Raw genomic sequence first — 20,125 nt, 5'->3', positions numbered from 1 at the left:
ATCAACATGGGACAGCCATGTCTTTTCACTTAATTAAGCAACAAAGCCCATTTTTGAAACAAAGTTCAGCAGTTTGTTCAATAGATGATCCACATTCAAATTCATGAAAAAAGTAGTTTTTGGCCATTTTGTGATACTTCAGAGCTATACTGATTTCTGGTGTATGGAAGAGAAAGGAAGTTGCGGTGTAATCTGTTGATGCTGTTCTCCCCAGAACGATTAACAGATAAGTACACCGCATGACTGATAATACTGTTGTTTCATTGAATGCACCACAAGACCCACTTACTGAACTGATGCGCAAGGGGCTAGAGATTTTATTGCACAAGCTGTTGAAGCTCAGCTTCAACAGCTACTAGCCCAACATCATCGTCTCTACAAGCGTTTTGACTGGGGGTTATACAAATGCGAAATTTTGTTAATTAACTCATGTTAATAGAATTGATAAGTGTTATCATTACGATTCTTTTTATAAATATTTATCATAGAGAAGGCTTAGTTACAGAAATAAAGCCTCCTAGCAGTGTTGTCTACCCATGAAATTAATCCTATCGTTATTGAAAGGCAGTCAGCGTCAGTTTCTTTTCGCAATCTTACTTAGTGGTTTGAGTGCGGTGGCTGGTGTTTCCGTTATTGCTTTTATCAATGAAGCTATCAGTCAATTGAGTCGCGGTGGCGAGTTTCCAGTCTCAATTTTTTTCGTCCTGATTCTGTTTTTGTTTGGGTTGAGTTTTTTATCTCAATCTATGATCACTGCTTTAGGGCATAAAGTTGTATATGAACTTAGGTTAAGTATTAGTCGTCGACTCATGAATACTTCAGTTGAACGAGTTGAACAACTTGGGCAGCCTAAAATACTTGCTACTCTTACCAAGGATATTACTGCAATTAGTCAAGCGTTTAACAGCTTGCCATTCGTGGTGTTTGGTATCTCGGTTATTGTCTTTACATATAGTTATCTGTTTTGGTTATCGATTCCATTTTTTGCCGCGACCATTGCAATGACCATCGTATCTGTTTTCTTGGGGCGCAAGCTAATGTTGGTATCCCGCGAATACAAAAGAAAAGTTCGAGAAAATGATGACACTTTGTATGGTACGTACCAGGCAATGTTGAGTGGAAGAAATGAGCTTAAGTTAAGTTATGAACGACGTTCGTCTTTTTATCGAGATCAGTTGGAGCCCACAGCTGAGCATTCCAGAGTGTTAGACACGAAAGCGGATCGCATGAACGTATTGAATGGAAGTTGGGTCAATACTTCGGTTTTGCTCGTTATTGCAGTTGTTGTTTTGATGCACGTTAAGTTCGCAATTGGAACCTCAGAGCAAGTAACTGGCTATGCGCTCGCTATTTTATTCTTACGCTCACCTTTAGCTGGTTTTGTTGGGTCTTTACCGGCTCTAATTCAAGGTGCAGTCGCTTACGCCAAAGTTCGCTCTTTAGCGCTTTCTGAAGAACGCGAAAATAATATACAACTAGACCCACAGCTTAAAAACTGGCAGCAATTGACTTTAAAAGGTGTTGAATATGATTATTCAACAGAAAACGGAGAGCCTGGTTTTTCCGTTGGACCGATCGACTTAACAATTAAACAAGGGGAGCTTATTTTTTGGGTTGGTGGAAATGGTTGTGGTAAGTCTACATGCGCCAAACTGATCACAGGTCTGTACCAACCGCATAGAGGATCTATTGAGTTCTCGGGACGACGTATCGAGCAGCATAATATCGATTGGTATCGAAACCATTTTTCAGTGGTCTTTGCTGATTTCTATTTGTTTAAAAATCTAATCAATGAGGAAGGTAAACGACCTGATAGGAAGCTCGTCGAGAGCTACCTCACCAAATTGGCGTTGCGTGACAAAGTTTCGGTTGAAGAAAGTCAACTTAGCACCACACAACTTTCACAAGGGCAGCGGAAACGCTTGGCGTTACTTCTAGCATATCTAGAGGGGCGAAGCTTGATTATTCTTGATGAATGGGCAGCTGACCAAGATCCGACGTTTAGGCGTGTATTTTACACAGAGCTTTTACCAGAGTTACAAGCTCATGGCAAAACGGTAATTGCAATTACGCACGATGATCATTACTTCCATTTAGCAGATAAAGTGTATCGAGTTGATGCTGGGAACATATCGATCGTAGAAAAAGAACATCGTCAACAACCTCAAATGAAAGTGACTTACTAATGATTAGACCAAATTATTCTTACAGGACGACTATTTTTAGTCTGGCGTTGTCGTTGTTAATGGTGCAACCGGCAGTGGCAAGTGACACAACACACGCCATTAGCCTGTATGATGAACCTAAATATCAGCCGGGTTTTGAGCATTTTGAATATGCTAACCCAAATGCACCTAAGCAAGGTGAACTTGCTATGGTGGAGATTGGTAGCTTCGACTCATTACATCAGTTCATTGATCTTGGCAAAAAGCCGCGAGGACTGTTCTGGATCTATGATCGCTTGACTGTACGCGGTCATGATAAAGATGAAGCTAAGGTACGTTACGGATGGTTAGCTGAAAAAATGGTTATTGAAGATGACTATTCATCTGTGACTTACCACATGCGAAAAGAAGCTAAGTTTAGTGATGGGCACCCTGTTGATGCTGAAGATGTTGCTTACTCAATCAATCTTTATCAGAAGCATGGGCTAAGTAATATCAAATCACGATTTAAAGCGCTTAAATCAGTTTCAGTTATCGACTCTCATACAGTTAAGCTTGATTTTGGTGAAGAAGGTAGCAAGCTCCAGATTTTGAATTCAGGCAACCTTCCAGTCTTACCAAAACATATATGGGAAAATCATGACTTCACAAAGCCTTCCTTAAATGTACCTGTTGGTTCAGGCCCTTATAAAGTAGCTTCAGTAGAGCCGGGACGTAACATTACTTACGAATTGAGAGAAGATTATTGGGGTAAAGACATTGCCGTCAATAAAGGTAAGTACAATTTTAAGAAAATTAAGGTCGAGTACTACCGTGATAGGACTGCCGCAGTGCAAGCTCTTAAATCTGACCAAGTAAACTACATTGCTGAAACCGATATTTTACGTTGGAACAAGTTATATCAAGGTTCAGAATTCGATGCTGGTAGCGTGGTTAAGGATAAGATCAATTATGAGGCGCCTTCCTTTGTTACCGCAATGGCATTTAATCTTCGTTTAGATAAGTTTAAAGATATTAGAACACGAGAAGCTTTAGTTTATGCGTTTGATTTTGAATGGTTAAACGCGAAGGCTTTTGATCATCAATATATTAGGGCTAAGAGTCTATTTAATAATAGTTTTTTAGCATCTTACGGAATGCCGAATAAAGATGAACTCGAGATCTTAGAGCAGTTCGCTGACTCTGTACCAAAGTCTGTAATTAGTGATTCATTTTCATTGCCCACATCTGATGGCTCAGGACGGAATCGTCAGAATCTAAGGAAGGCTCAGCTACTACTGAAGGAAGCTGGTTGGGTTATGCAAGATGGTAGACTGATTAATGGTCAGTCAGGTGAAGCAATGACTATCCAATTTTTATTGCCTTCTCCTTCTCTGAAGCCCGCTATAGGTGGTTACATTCAAAGCCTAAAGAGACTAGGAATAGAGTCTAATGTTATAGTGAAAACGGGCACTGAGTACTTCAAACTGTTATTGCAAAGGCAATTCGATATGACGCCGATTCAATATAAGGTTCGAATTCCGCCGAATACAGAATTGCGCTCATCACTCAAGTCTGAGTTTGCTGATGTATCAGCAAGTTACAATGTTACGGGTATCAGTAACCCTGTGGTGGATGAACTTGTTGAAGGGCTTGTTCATGCCAACTCGTATGCTGAAACTCAAGCATATGGTCGTGCTCTCGATAGAGTGTTGAAGTGGAACTATTACTATTTACCACTGTGGGCCCGCAATTTTCAATTAGTTGCCTATCAGAGTTATATCCAGAAGCCAGCGCAAGCTCCTAAGTATGGCTATGAAGTCGAATTTTGGTGGGATAGTCGTAAAGAATAACTATGTTAGGTTTGTATGTGCTCCGCAGGCTCTTATTGTTAGTGCCTACGCTTTTTGTCGTTATATCTCTGAATTTTTTATTGCTTCAATGGCTCCCTGGTGGTCCAGTAGAGTCGGCATTAGCTAAGCTACAAGGAGTAGATAATTCAGCTGTTGATCTGTTTGATAGCGTAGAAAGTGCTCTATCGGATAATGTTATAGATCAGCAGCTACAAGAAAAAATTGCTAAGGAGTATGGATTCGATAAACCTTTATCGGAACGTTATAAAGACACAGTTTCACGCTATATATCTTTTGAACTGGGCAACAGTTACTTTAATGGTTTACCTGTTAGCGAACTCATCTTAGATAAATTAACGGTTTCTTTGTCATTGGGTGGGTGGACATTATTTATTACTTACCTGATTGCTATACCTCTAGGGGTTGCTAAGGCAAGTCGACAGGGCAGTGTATTTGATTCATTTTCCAGTTTTATTTTGCTGCTGGCTTATGCGATCCCCACTTTCATTATTGCCATTATATTCCTGATGCTTTTTGCTGGTGGAGGCGTTTTTAACTGGTTTCCGCTTCGAGGACTTGTTTCATCTAATCATAATGAATTGAGTTTGACTGGGCAGATACTAGATTATTTCTGGCATTTAGCTCTTCCTGTACTTGCGTGTGTCGCAAGTGGATTGGTGTCTTTAACCGTGTTGACGAAAAACTCCATACTCGACCAAATGTCCGAGCAATATGTAGATACGGCAATCTGTATGGGTGAAAGTAAGTCACGCGCTGTGATTCATCATGTGTTACCAAACACTTTATTAGTTATCGTCGCTAGGTTGCCGTCCGATCTGTTATCGGTGTTTATAGGAGGTACCTTGCTGGTTGAAATCGTATTTTCTTTAGATGGTATCGCTCTTTTGGGGTTCGAAGCATTGCTTGAACGCGATTACCCAGTCGTGTTAGGTATTTTATACGTCTATACAATATTAGGTTTGATATTAAATTTAGTTGGTGATCTCCTTTACCGTTTGGTAGATCCAAGGGTCTCATTTTCTGAGGTGTCAGGGTGAACGATTCGAAGAATAAGCCTTTGGCTGCAGCACAAGTCACAGATAAATCATTTGTTCATCGTAAAAAGAATAGTGTGATTTTTCGCGGTAAATGTGCGGCATTGGTTTTGATACTTTTGACTTTCATTTGTTTGTTTGCTGAAGGAGTCGTAAACGATAAACCGATCCTAGTCCATTACGATGGTGATTGGTTTGTGCCGATTTTCAAGAGCTATCCTGAAACCGCTTTTGGAGGAGATTTTGAATCAGAAGCGGATTATAAAGATCCATATGTACTTAACATGATAGAACAGTCGGGTTGGGTTCTTTGGCCACTCGTCCGTTATCACTACGATACGATTAACTATGATTTAACTTACCCATCACCGCCTTCAAAACAAAATTGGCTAGGGCTTGATGATCAAGGAAGGGATGTTTTCGCCCGCTTAATTTATGGTTTGAGAATCAGTTTGGCTTTTGCTTTAACTTTAACATCGGCTATCTCAGCGATAGCTCTTGTTACCGGTACCGTTCAGGGGTATCTAGGTGGATGGGTTGACTTGATTGGTCAGCGTCTTACTGAAATATGGGGTGCTATTCCGGTTATGTTCGTTGTCATGATAGTCGCAAGTATACTTAACCCCGGCTTTGCGACATTGACTCTGGTTCTTGCTCTCTTTGGTTGGCATTACCTTGCTCAACTAATTCGTGCCGAAGTACTCAAAACACGTCAGTTAGAATATGTTCAATCTGCACTTATTGCTGGAGTGTCTGATTTTCGAATAATGTTGCGACATGTGCTTCCTAATGCGCTGATCACAACGTTAAGTACTCTACCTTTTATCTTTGCAGGATCTTTAGGCTCCCTGATTACTCTCGACTTTTTGGGTTTTGGATTACCAGTCGGCTATCCATCATTGGGCGAGTTGATAGCACAGGGCAAGAATAACCTTCATGCTCCCTGGCTGGGAATGACAGGGTGTGGTGCAATATTATTTGTTATTACGCTTGTTGTATTAGTTGGCGAAGCTGTACAGGAGTGGTTGAGTCCATTTAAGGAGCATCACCATGCTCAACGTTAAAAATGTCCGCCTACTTGTCGACAAATCTCTTCTTCTAAGTAACGTGAGTTTTGATGTACAGGCTGGTGAAACTCTCGCTATTGTCGGTGAAAGCGGAGCAGGTAAGACATTACTTTCTAAGCTGTTGCTTGGAATCGAGCCCCAAGGGAGTTTAGTAGAGGGGGAGGTAATGGTCGATGGTAAGAATACCCGACTGTTTTCCGAGAAAGATTGGTTAAACATCCGAGGTAAAGAGATTGGTTTCGTATCTCAGGAGCCATTGTCTGCGCTAAACCCAGTAAAAAGTGTGTACTGGCATTTAAAACGAGCCTTGTTAATTCATAGCGCAACGCAATTCCAAACGAGCAAGAAGATAGCAAAAAGTATTGCCGCTTTGTTGGAACAAGTGGGATTACCAACTTCTCTATCCAGTCGCTACCCTCATCAATTATCGGGCGGACAAAGACAAAGATTATTGATCGCCATTGCGATTGCGAATAAACCAAAGTTACTTGTCGCAGATGAACCTTCGACTGCGCTTGATCCGTCAGTACGTGATCAAATCTTGAGTTTAATAAGGCATATTCAACAACGTACCCGAATGGCTATCGTTTTAATCTCTCATGATCTAAATATGGTTGAGCGATTTGCAGATACGGTGGTCGTCTTGAAGGAAGGTGTTATTGTCGAAAAACAGTCAGCTCGCAAATTATTTTCGTCACCTACGCATGATTATACCCGTTCATTAATGCGACCAATTGAATTTGCTAAACCGTTACCTGCAAGTTCAGAGCCCTTGTTGCGCGTCGATCATTTGAATACCGAGATCAAAGCCACTTTGTGGTGGCAGTCACCTCACTCCCTTTTACGCGATGTATCTTTTTCTCTTAATAAGGGAGAAAGTATCGGTGTAATTGGAAAAAGCGGTTCGGGAAAATCTACTCTTGCTAAGAGTTTGCTTAGGTTAATCTCAAGTCAAGGTTCTGTCGAATTTGATGGGTTGGAGTGGCTAAAAGCCGATCGAAGAGATTTAAGAGCATTCCGTCACAAAATGCAGTTTGTATTTCAAGACACCTCCTCGAGTTTGAACCCGAGAATGACTATCGAGCAGACGCTTAAAGAAGGTTGTATTGCGCAACAGAAAACAATCGGCTTGGCATCTCGAGTAAAAAAGGTTATGCGAGAGGTCGATTTACCGATCGCTTTTTTAAAACGTTATCCTCATCAACTCTCTGGTGGTCAAAGGCAGCGGGTGATGATAGCCCGAGCATTGATTTTGCAACCGAAGCTTTTGATTCTAGATGAGCCCACTACTGCTCTCGATCGAAAAAATCGTCGAAGAATGATCCACCTTCTTAAGTCGATCCAAGACAAACACCAAGTTAGTTTTATATTGATTACTCACGATTTAACATTGATAGAAGCGTTGTGCCACAAGGTTCTAACTTTATCAAGTGGAGAGCAAATTAGTTATGAGTCTTCAGACACTTGGCTAACAACACAACAAAATGAATTTACAAGTTTAGAAGGAAATGAAAATGAATCCATTAGAGCCACTGCTTGATAGACGTTCCTACAGTTTTTCAAAATTGACTTATCCAGGTCCTTCTGATGAGGAGTTGAAGCAACTTTTCGATCTTGTAATGACAACCCCCGATCATGGGAATATTAAGCCATGGAAGTTCGTGGTTGCTCGTGGTGAAAATATGAAAAAAGCTGGGGAGATGGCATTAGAGCTATACAAACGGCAGTCTTCTTATGGGCAAGTTAGTGAAGATGGCAAGCGATCGGCAGAGTATATTAGTAACCTGCCAATGATGATTTTGGTAATGACTAACGTTGACCCCAATCATAAAAAAGTGACCATATGGGATCAGCAGTTGTCAGCCGCCGCCGCCGCGCAGAATATCATGAATGGACTTCATCTAATGGGATACGGCGGTCTGTGGTATACGTTCTTAGCGAACGAACAAGTGAAACCTCTTTTTGGAATGAAAACTGATGACCAAATTGTTGGTGCTATTGCAGTGGGTACGCCGTTACCCGAATTTGTGAAGAAGATAAAGCGTCAGTCTCCCGCAAAGTACTGTTTCGAATGGCAAGGGCTTGGTGTCCCACCTTCCGAACTTTTTGAAAAATAAAAATTTTTGTGCGGAGTAAAAGGTTTAAAATAATGTGTTGTTAATATGAATCTAGCAATCTACGTTACACCGAGTTCATTTTCGATCCCATTTAGCTTAAATGACGAGGAGTGGGCTCACTCTTTATCTTTTCGTTATGAATTAGATAGGCGCCGTTATGTATTCGCTCATAACTTTAAAAGACATGTACTGAGTTTAGAATATCCAGATATTTTCCCCAGTGATTGGGTGATTACCAAATCGCCAGAGCGTAAGCCCTTTTTAACAGCACCAATTTCATTTAACTTGAGTCATAGTAAAGAAGCGGTCGCAATGGTGGCTGCTGTGGGGCAAAGTGAATTACAAATCGGGATAGATGTTGAATGCTACCAAAAAATCGAAGATTTGAACGAGTTGATTCAACTAATCTGTCACCCTAATGAATTAGCAAGACTTGAACTGAAGATTGATGAACATAAAAGTTTCTATTGCTTATGGACGGCAAAAGAGTCTCTATTAAAAGCTGTTGGTTCTGGGTTGGTGGATAATCTCAAAGAGCTTGATTGTAGTGAGTGTCTGGTGAAAGAGAGGTGTTCGATACTTTGGAACAACCAAGAATTTGGGCTTCAAACATATAAGTTTGATTGGGGTGTATGTAGCGTTGCTTGGAACAACGCTATAAAGGTTGATTCATTACACATGGCAAGTCAGGATAAGTTAGAACTACTTTCAAATACAGAAATTAGTGAAGGCAAGAGTTGCTCCAAGTCTGAGTGAAAATAAAAGTGGTCTCCTCGCATTTCAAGTAGCTTGAAATCTGATTGGGTGAACTCTCTCCATTGTTGGATTTTGTCTGTGTCTACCACTGGATCTATATCACCGTAGATCGCAGTGATCGGTACAGCTATTTTCGAAGGGTCAACATTCTCGTACTGCTCATTCAGATTTAGGTCTGATCTGATAATGGGTAGTAACAATTCCATAAGCTCGCTGTTTGCTAAAATATCTATTGGAAGCCCACCCATTTTGGTCAATGTTGCAGTGAGATCGGAATCACTTGAAGAGTTTGAAAGCGAAGACGCCACTTTGTTGTTGGGAGAGTGACGTGAAGATACGAATAGATGGGTAGGTAGGCGGTGGTGTTTCTTGCAAATTAACTTGGTACATTCAAAACTAACTAGGCCACCCAGACTGTGTCCAAAGAAAGCAAATTCACTTCTCTCTGATAAATTGTCTTCAATTTGTGAACACAGATCTTCGCATAGTGCTTGAATACTACTGACGAACGGTTCGCCGAATCGACTTCCTCTGCCAGGGTATTCTAGGGCAACTACATTGATATTATGTTCGCGTAATGGATGTATCCATGCATGATACATGCTTGCGGCACTTCCTGAAGAAGGGAAGCAATAAAGTGTCAACATATCTATCCTTACAACATATAAGAGGGGTACACCTTGTACCCCTCAGCTTATTACACAAATATAATTAGAAGTTGTATGCTGCGGTTAAAGAGATTGTTCTTGGAGAGCCTAGGTACACAGCGTTTTGTGTCGAATCTGATCCTGCCGAGTAGTACTCTTCATCGAATACGTTTTTAACGTTAAGTTGTAAACGTAAATCTTGATCAGCGAAATCTGGTGTGTACCAAGCTGCCATATCAATCAGGGTATATGCTGGAAGTGTGTAATCGTAAGCTTCACGGCGGTTACCTGCGCGGTCACCTACGTAACGAACACCACTACCCACTCCCCATTCTTGTGTTGCTTGGTATGATAACCAAAGGCTCGCATTGTGCTCAGGTACATTTACTGGTTTATTAACAGAAGATGGAGAGTTCACGAATTCAACATCGTTGTAGCCGTAGGCGAATAATGCCATTAGCTTTCTTGTAATAGCGAAATCGCCGTCAACCTCAAAACCTTGGCTGCGTTGTTTGTACACATCGTAGCTACCTGGTACATCACCCTGGTACGCTACGTTTTCTAAGTCAATATGGAAGATAGCTGCTGTTAAGTTGAGTCGCGAATCTAATAATGATGTTTTCGTACCAAACTCATACTGAGTGCCTCGTTGAGAGTCTACCCACTCGTTTTTGACTGTGTCGTATTTTTGGTTTGGTAGGTATGAATTAGTGAAGTTACCAAACAATGATACTTGATCATTTAACGCGTAAAGCGCACCTGCTTGTAAGCTTAGGTTTTTCTCTTTAGGGCTGTCTGAGTTAGAGTTCTGAAGCGTTACGTTAAGTCTAGCCGCGCCTTGTTGCACAGTTGAGTCCCAAGTTTTTGAAGACTCGGCGTCGAAGATGTCGTAACGAGCACCCAGTACAAAGTTCCAGTCGTGATACTCGACTAGATCTTGTAAGAATATGCTGTACTCTTTCAGTTCAAAAGTATCTGTATTGACGTTATACGTGTCATTCGGGTGTGTAGCGGTAGAAGGGGCGTCGTTGTAGTAGTTGTATACACCACTGTTAGGGTTCACCGTACGCTGAATTAAAGCAGAGTATCCGACAAGGTCTGGGTCGCTCCATGAAGATGATGCCATCGTTTTGGTCTTGGATTCGTAAGATGTGTAGTCTGCTCCTGCAATGATACGGTGAGCGAAATCTTCAGTTTCCACATCAAAGACATTCTCCCATGAATACAATGTTGTTTCGCTTGACTCATTACTGCTAGCAATATAACGGGCAATTGTCCCATCAAATGCGTTCGTCGCTCTGTCTTCAATATATAAAGTTAAATTCCCTTGAGCAGGTGGCGTCGTAATTGGAGATGCTGCATAAAAGTGAACCCGGTCACCCTTATAAGTACGTTCTTGATAACGGGCTTTAAAGCGCGTCGTCCAGTTGTAATTAATAGCGTGCTCTAACTCTAACGAATATTTATGGGTTTCGCGTTCTTGGTTTGAAAACGTAGCGCCTAGACGTTTTTCATCGATATCAAGAAACTCCCACCCGGTATTACTAGCATTTCGCACCGCCAGAGTTCCACGATCGAATGGCATTTCTTCTTTGTTGTATTTGTAGGCAAAGGTAACAGCTGTGTCTTCCGTTGCTAGCCAAGTGACACTAGGCGCGATAAATGTTTGTTTGCTGTCCGAGTGGTCACGCCACCCTTCAGAATCGTCAAATACACCAACAAGACGATAAAGAATTGTTTCATCTTCATTTGCGGACCCAGTAAAATCTAAACTGAATTTTTGCTTTCCGTGTTCATCTAGAGTTGCTTTAACTTGGTGGTTGGCAACCGCTTGCGGTCGTTTCGTAATTAAATTAACGAGACCACCCGGACTCATGTTGCCGTAAAGTACTGATTCTGGTCCTTTTACTACTTCAATGAACTCCAAATCGTCTATTACTGCTTTATCTTGTGCTAGTCCGTAAATACGCGTTCCGTCTTCGTAGGCATTAGCATCGAAACTACGAATTTTGAATTGATCTCGTGTGCCACCGTAGTTGTTGTGTTCTGCGACGTTACTAACGTTATAAAGAGCATCACTTAAGCTCTGAATGTCTTGTTGCTCAATAACTTCAGTATTGATCACTTGAACAGATCGAGGAACGGTCGATAAATCCGCTTCGGAGCGCATAGTCGATTGCGCAACGTTTGTTGTCAGGCTTTGCTTAACGCCGATTACCTGAATTACTTCTTGCGCTTCATCGTTTGAGCTTTGATTTACTTCCGTTGCAGCGAAAACTGGTGTTGAAGCTAAAAGGGCTAGAGTCAAACAATGAGGCTGTACTGTTGTTTGAACAGCAGTAGCCAATTTGGTTTTGAACATAATACTTCCTGTAAATACTTCTTTTTAAGTGTGGTTAGAGAGCTTGTTGAAATAGCTTGAGAGAGGCTGGACGCATATCGGTCCAGTTTTCTTGAATGAATTGTAAGCAGCTTTCCTTGTCGCCTTGGAAACCCACTTCTTTCCAACCGCTCGGAATTGCTTTGTAGGTTGGCCAGATGGAGTACTGCTCTTCAATGTTTATGACGACATTATAGAGAATGCTTTGTTGTTTCATTTTAAATACTTATGTTACTTGATTGTCTGATTGATTTATAAAATAATAACACTCTTGGTGGTAATATCAATAATCATTATCATTTGTATTTTTATTTATTTCATTTAGTGAGACTTCAGTAGTGACTAGCCCAAAGTTTTTAAATATCAAACCATTATTATCTGATTCTTTTTTGCCCCAAGTCGTTACAGCTGACAACGGTGTGCGCCTCTCTGACTGTATTCAAGAAGTACATGCCATAGCTGAAGAGCAATTACGTACCACTGGGGGTGTTTTATTTAGAGGGTTCGATTTAATTGGAGAGGAGCCTTTCCAAGAGTTTGCGCGTTCCTTCGGTTTTCCTCTACTTAGTTATGAGTTCGGTTCAACGCCAAGAACCGATCTTGGTGAAGGTGTGTATACCACGACAGAGTATCCAGCCCATCAGACAATTCCATTACACAATGAGCAAGCGTATACGCTCAATTGGCCAATGAAGATCTGGTTTCACTGTATTACGCCAGCAGAAACGGAAGGTGAGACGCCAATAGCTGATAGCAGACAAGTTTTTAACAAGATCTCCCCTACAATTCGCGAACGCTTTGAACGGAAGAAGCTTAAATATGTTCGCAACTATGGAAATGGTCTAGACCTGCCATGGGAGAAAGTGTTTGGCACAGACAACCCAAAGGAGGTTGAGAAGTTCTGCTTACAAAATCAAATCGACTTTGAATGGAAAGAAGATGGTGAATTGCGAACGAGTCAAATTTGTCAGGCTGTTGCTAAACATCCGGTAACGGGTGAAATGGTTTGGTTCAATCAAGCCCACTTGTTCCATGTATCTAACTTAGAACCCCACATAAGAGAAACGCTTCTTTCCGTTGTTGATGAAAAAGACCTACCACGCAATGTGTACTACGGTGATGGAACTGCCATAGAGGATTCGGTTCTAGATGAAATTCGAAGTGTTTTGGATGATTGTACGGTGAAGTTTCCTTGGGAATCTGGCGATATCTTAATGCTCGATAACATGCTAGTCGCACACGCACGTTCTCGCTTCACAGGAACTCGCAAAGTCATCGTTGCTATGGCTGAACCTAACTGCTAGGAAACCAACTCAAATGGATTTATTAAAACCTCTGATTAATTTGCGAGAAAAAGGCATTCAGATTGAGGCTCACAATGATTTATTGAAAATAAACAGCAGCCCAATAAATGCTGGGCTGGATTCAAAATTGTCTCAAACGGAACATCAATGGCTGTTATCAAACCAAGATGACATTGTTGAAACGATGTCTGAGTATCCAGAGTATTTTGAGCGCTTATTGGTGTCATCGAATCAAAAATCTTTATGGTTTTTGTACCAATTATCTCCAACATCGAGTGCGTATAATATGTACTTTACTTCGGTGTTAGGGGGAGAAAAACAGACCCCGCTTGATCTAACTATTCTTAAAGAGAGCTTTTTTGAAACAGTTTCACATCACCGCTCGCTTCGTACTGGATACGCACAGGAAGGGAGCAGGGTGTATGGGAACTTGTTTACGTCTGATGTAGCAAAATTGACGGTTGATTATACGAGTTTCTCTAAGTCAGAGTTGGATGATTGGGTTGCTAAACAAACAGATGAACCTTTCGACATCGAAAAAGGCTATGTATGTCGTGCGAATGTTGTTTTTAACACTTTTGAAAAAGAGACAACACCTTATCTCATCTTAACTCTTCACCATATCGCTGGCGATTACTACTCGATTGAGCAGTTAATGCAGACATGGGCAGAATACTATTTATATTTGGCGAATGGCGAAGACCAGCCATTGCCGTCTGAACAATATTGTTCTTGGGCTCAAGAACAACAAGATTACTTATCATCTGAAGCTGCGACCAAATCGTTGCAGTTTTGGAAAGACTCATTGACGCCACTTCCAGAACCATTAATACTTCCAACAGACTTCGAGCGCGGCGATGTCCAAGAGTTCGATGGTGGGCAAATACATTTTCATACCAGCAAGTCCATTACTAGCAAAGTTAGAACGCTTTCTTCTCAGTTGAATACCACTCCGTATTCAGTTTTATTCAGTGCCTTCCAATTCTTTTTCCATAAACTTTCGGGTCAATCTGAGTTTTTACTAGGTTCTCCAACGATGGGGCGTTATGGACGAAGACATAAAGGTGTTGTTGGTTACTGTGTTAATCCTGTTTTAATTCCAGCGAATTTCACTGAGCCACAGAGTTTTGAGGCATTAGTAAAGACGTTCACTGAGTTCTATCGTAAAACGGTTCGTCATCAGAAAGTACCTTTAACTACGCTAACTGAATCGTTGTTAACTGAACGTCGAGCTGATAAGACAGCGATAGTGTCTCATATGTTTACTTATGCTCGCATTCATGATCACTCTTTAGCCATGCCTATCACTGACCACGCAGAAAGTTCAGGTCAAAGAGGTGCTGCGCATGATTTAAATCTTGTCGTATATGAGTATGAAGATTCGTTCCGCTTGCATTGGAGGTTCAATTCTAGTTTGTATCGTAAGCAAACGGTCGAATCGATTTCACACGACTTTTTGGAGATTTTGGAAACGGTATTAAACAAACCGGAAGTGAAGTTGAACGAACATCTTTTCCGACAATGGCTACCAACAGTTGAACAATCGTCTCCTCAAAAAACAACAGCTTTGTCACTCTGGTTAAACCGTGAACGTAGTGAACCGGCACTCTTACATAATGACAAATTGATTACAGGCGAAGAGTTAGGTCTTAGTGCTTCGAACCTGGCTTTTGCTTTACGTGGTAAAGGTGTAACTCATGGAGCAAGAGTCGCTGTGTTATTGCCTCGTGGGGTCGAGCAAGTAACAGCTATGCTGTCAGCTTGGTATGTAGGTGCCGCTTACGTGCCATTGGACCTGTCACAACCTGCTGATCGAAGTGCAATGATGCTTGAAGAGGCAGAAGTCAGTGTTGTTATTGGTTTCGGGAGAAGGGCGGATTGGTTAGCAGAACAGATGGAATGGATCGATGTTTCCAAACTACCCTCTGGGTCCATTGAACCGGAGGGCGTGGACGCGAAAGATTTAGCGTATCTGATTTTTACCTCTGGATCCACAGGCAAGCCCAAAGCTGTGACTGTTAGCCATGGTGCTCTTGCATCCTATGTTATTGCAGTTAACAAACGCTTGGAGATGCCATCAGGAAGCGTTTATGCCAGTTTAGCTAGTGTCGCGACAGACCTAGGTTATACATCTCTATGGGGGGGGCTGCTTGCAGGGCACGCAGTACGCCTTTTAGACGAAGACTTTATGCTCGATGCAGAGGCTTTGTCTGAGCACCTAAATCGTTATCCAGTTGATATGCTCAAAGTTGTTCCATCCCATTTACAAGGATTAATGGCTTCAGAGTGTGAAGGGTTGTTACCGCGCGATGCACTAGTCCTAGGCGGTGAGGGCGTTAACCAACGCTTGCTAGAGGATATCGAGCAAACTGCGCCATCATTGCGAATTTTTAATCACTACGGCCCTACGGAGGCCACCGTTGGTGTTATTGCTGGTAGTTTATCATCGCAAGAACCTATCGCACTTGGAGAGCCCTTAGACGGTTGCCGGGTGTATATCTTGGATAAGTCACTGCAAGCCGTCCCTGTAGGGGCAATCGGTGATCTTTATATTGCTGGTAATCAATTAGCTCAGGGGTATTGGAAAGACTCAGAAAAAACAAAGCTTAGCTTTATCGACGATCCGTTCAGCGATCAAGAAAAAATGTACAGCACCGGTGACCGTGTGAAGCGACTGCCTGATGGTCGAGTGCAGTTTATTGGTCGAGCTGATGGGCAAGTAAAAATTCGTGGCTACCGCGTGGAGTTAGCTGAAGTTGAAAGTCATATCAATGCACTAACAGGAGTTGCAGAAGCTGCAGTTCTCTTTGATAAAAGTAATGTTCGTGAGGCCTTAACCGCGATCGTGGTGCTGGATAAGGAGTGGCATCGAAAAGATAATAAATTGGCATTAGCTGAACTTAAGAATCAGCTTAGCGAGCAATTACCTGCTCATATGCAGCCTCACTTTTGGCAATTTAAGGAAACAATTCCTCGAGCAGTAAACGGCAAAGTTGACAGAAACACTTTGTCTTTGGCAGTGGAAAAAGTCGATGAAAATGCAATAAGTAGCGGTGAACAAGAATCAAGCGCGGATGCGTTTTGGTGTAATTTGTTTGCACAAGTGCTTGATATGCCGAATGAAGTCGTGTCATCGACAGATAGTTTCTTTGCCATTGGTGGAGACTCTATTCGAGCTCTACAATTAGTTGCTTTGGCAAGAAAACAAGGCATTGCTCTAACGCCACAATTGTTATTCAAACACCAATCCGCGAAAGAGCTTACTCAGGTTTTAGCTTCGCAACATCAAGCAACTGAAAGTGCAGAAAACCAAATTAGCTCGGATTCTCGAGTAACCAATTTAGCAAGCGCACAAAACCTAGTTAAATCGCTATGGTCTAGCACACTATCTGTATCAAACGTAAACAATGACGATAACTTCTTTGCAATTGGTGGTGACTCGATATTGGCACTTCAGCTTATTGCTGCAGCAAAGAAAGAAGGGTTAACGCTACTCCCGCAACATGTTTTCCAGCATCAGAGTGTGAATGAGCTGGCTCAATTTATTCTTCCTCAATTGGAGAACAATGATTTTGATATACCGGCGTCGCAAGCCAAGGAAAAGCACCGAAGTGATCTAGATAGGCTACCGTTAACCATCACGACCGACGAAGTCACTGCGGAGATATCGGCACGTGATTTGAATGAGATCTGCCAACATATTCCAGCGACGAATATAGAAGATGTTTTACCGCTAGCACCAACTCAACAAGGCATCTTGTTTCATTGTTTATTAGACCAAAATCCTCAGCTGTACCTCAATGTTACGAGCATGTCATTGGACGGGCCCATAAATAGTGCTGCGTTTCTGGCTGCGTGGGAGGAGGCAGTACTTCGTCATGATATTAATCGTGGGCGTTTCATTTGGAATGAGCTTGATCAGCCTTACTTTGTTGTTTGTCGAAATGTTCAATTTTCTACGAATTTGCTGGATTGGAGCGATGTTTCTCATCAAGAGCAATTAGCTCTGTTTAAAGAACTTGTGGACGAGGAGAAGCAAACCGGTTTTGTTCTTGATGAATCACCGTTGATGAAAATCACGTTGATAAAGTTTGATGAAAGTGTCTATCGAATGGTTTGGTCACGCCATCATTTGGTGGTCGATGGTTGGACGTCTACTTTAATTGCTGACGATGCAATGACAATATACAGAAATCAGCCAATTTCGCCTGCTCCTCGATACGCAGATTACTTCAAATGGATTGCGAAGCAAGATGTAGACGTCGCAGAGCAGAAGTGGCGAACTTATCTTGCTGATGTCGAACAGGTACCGCATTTACCTAAACCAACACAACCTAAGCAGGAGCAGAAGAGCCGCCAAAAGTTTATTTCAAAAAGCGTTACTCAACAGCTGGAGAATCAAGCTCGCTCTCATGGTCTAACTCTAAATACATTAGTCCAAGTTGCGTGGTCATTGACGCTTAGTCGTTACTTAGGTCAATACGATGTGTTATTCGGGATGACGAGCTCGGGTCGACCACAAGAAGTGGATGGAATTGAAAAAATGGCAGGCGTTTTTCTTTCTAGTTTGCCAGTGTACGTGAAATTGGATCCCGATTCCAAATTGATCGACGTTGCCAAGCAAATGCAGCTCGATGTTGTCGAACTTCGTGGCATTGAACATGTTCCTCTATCTAACATTCAATCTAACGTAAGCTTAGAGCCTGGTGAGCTCTTATTTGATACTGTTCTTGTGTTTCAGAATTTTCCATTTCCACCAGCGTTAGCTGAGATGAAAGCCCCTAAATTTGATCTGCTAGAAGTATTTGGAACGAGTAACTTTCCAATTATGCTACAAGTGACCCCGAACGAGTCTCTTCAATTAAATTGCACTTACGACTGTCAGTCCGTGTCAAATACTCTAATTGAACGCATGCTTTCGACATTCGAGCTCGCATTAATCGCCCTTACTGAAGACCTGTATCAAGAGGTACATCAAGCGGTTGAAGCACTCGTCTTTATACCTGAGCCTTTGCCACGTGCAGCGCGTGATTCTAACTGGGACTTTCTAACCGAGATTGAGCATCAGGCGCGTGATAGTGGTGACGCTGTAGCTTTGATCACAGAGGATAGAACGTTGACCTATCGTGAATTAGTCACCGAAGTTGATGCGCTAGCTGTGTCACTTTCACACTGGACTTACGATAATGATCAACCTGTAGCTGTTTGCCTAAACCGAAAAGCAGAACTACTAATTACATTGCTGAGTCTATATAAACTGGGACTTTGTTACATCCCACTAGACCCTGCGCTTCCTCCTGCTCGTTTAGGTAACATTATCGAACAGGCTCAACCTCAGTTAACAATCAGTGATGTAGTCTTGCCGAAATGTCGAAGTGTCAACATCGACGATATCAAACAAACGGTAATTGATGGGCAGAGAGTCAAAGTGAAGCATGCTAAGCAACTTGCTTATACCATTTTTACATCTGGTTCGACGGGCAATCCGAAAGGTGTGCAAATTGAGCGTGGCGCACTTAACCATTTCCTTCAGTCTATTTCTCCAGTAGCACGTCTTACGCGTGAAGATACGTTGTTGGCATTAACTACGGTTGGATTTGATATCGCGGTTCTGGAGTTGTTCTTACCATTAATCCATGGGGCAACAGTCGTACTCGCTAGTGATCAAAAGAGCAAAGATAGCCAATGCCTCTCGGATCTGATGGAGCGTCATTGCATCACAGTGATGCAAGCGACACCAGCAACTTGGCAGAGCTTAGCGGATATGAATGCAGCTTGGTGGGCATCGTTGAAGGTGTTAGCTGGTGGAGAGGCGCTACCGATTACATTGGCGAAACGACTGAAGCAAAAAGCGAAATCGGTGACGAACGTGTATGGACCGACAGAAGCCACGGTGTGGGTATCAAGTCAGACTGTTGATCATACCCAAGGACAGACTGTTGCTTTAGGTAATCCCATTGAAAATATGCAGTTTCACGTACTCGATGAATTACTCAATCCTGTGGCAGAGGGGGTTGAAGGAGAACTTTACATTTCAGGAGAGAGCTTGGCTCGTGGCTACCTAGGGCGTGCTGACCTTACCGCGAGCAGTTTTATTCCGAACCCTTTTTCTGACCAGTTAGGCGCAAGAATGTATCGCACTGGGGACAGAGTGTTTATGGATGAAAACAAAGAACTTCAGTTCCTCGGGCGTAGCGATTTCCAAATTAAGCTACGCGGTTTTAGGATTGAACTTGGCGAAATTGAGTCTGTTCTTTTGTCTCAAAAGGGCGTTAAAGAGGCGGTAGTTAAAGTTTGGCAGGCAGACAGCCAACACGGTTATATCGTCGCTTATGTTACGGCACGCGATGGTGTGGTGCTAGGGAGCGAAACTTTACTGCAACTAGCAGCGGAGCATCTCCCTGCTTACATGATACCCAGCACACTTATGATCATGGATGCTCTGCCCCTAAATAGTAACGGCAAAGTCGATCGTAAAGCGTTAGTTGAACCTGCCCAGCAAGGGATGAGCCACTATTGTGCACCAACCACAGAGTTGGAAATGCAATTGGTAGAAATATGGCAAGAGTTATTAGGACACGATCAGATCGGTACTCAAGACAGCTTCTTTAGTTTAGGTGGGAATTCTCTAACCGCCACTCGTTTACAAGCACGTATTCAGCGTACTTTCCAAGCGCAAATTGCTTTAGCTGATCTTTTTCACAATCCGACAATTGCCGAGCTTTCGCAGATGCTGGAAGGGGAAACGATTCAGCAAGACGACTTAGAAGCAATGTCAGACTTATTAGATTTATTTGAGTAA

The 20,125-nt window shown here is 42.2% G+C and carries 12 protein-coding genes and 1 pseudogene; 10 read left to right on the top strand and 3 right to left on the bottom strand.

Features of this window, described 5'->3' with window-relative positions; genetic code table 11:
* Positions 1-239: 239 nt before the first annotated feature.
* From AACR11_RS07635 to AACR11_RS07600, 8 genes and pseudogenes are all read left to right on the top strand, one after another.
* A pseudogene (locus AACR11_RS07635) lies at positions 240-376 on the top strand (IS256 family transposase); the annotation flags it as partial.
* Between the two features lie 160 nt (positions 377-536).
* Complete coding sequence (locus tag AACR11_RS07630) at positions 537-2,186, top strand: cyclic peptide export ABC transporter (RefSeq protein WP_017817775.1); 1,650 nt, start codon at positions 537-539, stop codon at positions 2,184-2,186.
* A complete protein-coding gene (locus AACR11_RS07625) occupies positions 2,186-3,997 on the top strand; it encodes an extracellular solute-binding protein (protein WP_223295728.1) in 1,812 nt (603 codons plus the stop codon). The genes AACR11_RS07630 and AACR11_RS07625 overlap by 1 nt, the downstream gene beginning before the upstream one ends.
* A 2-nt stretch (positions 3,998-3,999) precedes the next feature.
* Positions 4,000-5,055 carry an ABC transporter permease subunit gene (locus tag AACR11_RS07620; RefSeq protein WP_017189268.1) on the top strand — a complete coding sequence of 352 codons (1,056 nt, stop codon included), beginning with the start codon at positions 4,000-4,002 and terminating at the stop codon, positions 5,053-5,055.
* Complete coding sequence (locus tag AACR11_RS07615; protein WP_017817776.1) at positions 5,052-6,116, top strand: ABC transporter permease; 1,065 nt, start codon at positions 5,052-5,054, stop codon at positions 6,114-6,116. Before AACR11_RS07620 ends, AACR11_RS07615 begins: the two co-directional genes overlap by 4 nt.
* Positions 6,103-7,659: an ATP-binding cassette domain-containing protein gene (locus AACR11_RS07610; protein WP_017817777.1), complete on the top strand. Its 1,557-nt coding sequence runs from the start codon at positions 6,103-6,105 to the stop codon at positions 7,657-7,659. Before AACR11_RS07615 ends, AACR11_RS07610 begins: the two co-directional genes overlap by 14 nt.
* Complete coding sequence (locus AACR11_RS07605) at positions 7,634-8,236, top strand: nitroreductase family protein (RefSeq protein WP_079324618.1); 603 nt, start codon at positions 7,634-7,636, stop codon at positions 8,234-8,236. Before AACR11_RS07610 ends, AACR11_RS07605 begins: the two co-directional genes overlap by 26 nt.
* A gap of 45 nt (positions 8,237-8,281) precedes the next feature.
* Positions 8,282-8,992, top strand: a complete 711-nt coding sequence (locus AACR11_RS07600; RefSeq protein WP_017817779.1) for a 4'-phosphopantetheinyl transferase family protein — start codon at positions 8,282-8,284, stop codon at positions 8,990-8,992.
* Here the strand turns inward: AACR11_RS07600 and AACR11_RS29855 are convergent.
* From AACR11_RS29855 to AACR11_RS07590, 3 genes are all read right to left on the bottom strand, one after another.
* Positions 8,923-9,639 carry a thioesterase II family protein gene (locus AACR11_RS29855; RefSeq protein ID WP_079324616.1) on the bottom strand — a complete coding sequence of 239 codons (717 nt, stop codon included), beginning with the start codon at positions 9,637-9,639 and terminating at the stop codon, positions 8,923-8,925. The two genes, AACR11_RS07600 and AACR11_RS29855, sit on opposite strands and share 70 nt — an antisense overlap.
* Before the next feature lie 64 nt (positions 9,640-9,703).
* Complete coding sequence (locus AACR11_RS07595; protein WP_079324614.1) at positions 9,704-12,001, bottom strand: TonB-dependent siderophore receptor; 2,298 nt, start codon at positions 11,999-12,001, stop codon at positions 9,704-9,706.
* Positions 12,002-12,035: 34 nt separating this feature from the next.
* Entirely contained in the window at positions 12,036-12,236 is a 201-nt protein-coding gene (locus tag AACR11_RS07590; RefSeq protein WP_017189274.1) for an MbtH family protein, read from the bottom strand.
* 172 nt (positions 12,237-12,408) lie between these two features.
* On the opposite strand from AACR11_RS07590, the gene AACR11_RS07585 reads away from it, so the two are divergent.
* Together AACR11_RS07585 and AACR11_RS07580 are read left to right on the top strand one after the other, a co-directional pair.
* Positions 12,409-13,323, top strand: a complete 915-nt coding sequence (locus AACR11_RS07585) for a TauD/TfdA family dioxygenase (RefSeq protein ID WP_223156690.1) — start codon at positions 12,409-12,411, stop codon at positions 13,321-13,323.
* Between the two features lie 13 nt (positions 13,324-13,336).
* Positions 13,337-20,125, top strand: coding sequence for a non-ribosomal peptide synthetase (locus AACR11_RS07580; protein ID WP_079324612.1), 6,789 nt, complete (start codon positions 13,337-13,339; stop codon positions 20,123-20,125).

The organism is Vibrio sp. L85 (assembly GCF_963871815.1).
GTDB classification, from domain to species: Bacteria; Pseudomonadota; Gammaproteobacteria; order Enterobacterales; family Vibrionaceae; genus Vibrio; species Vibrio harveyi.
Note: the sequence above shows the minus strand (reverse complement) of the source record. Positions and strands in the feature narration are given on the sequence as shown.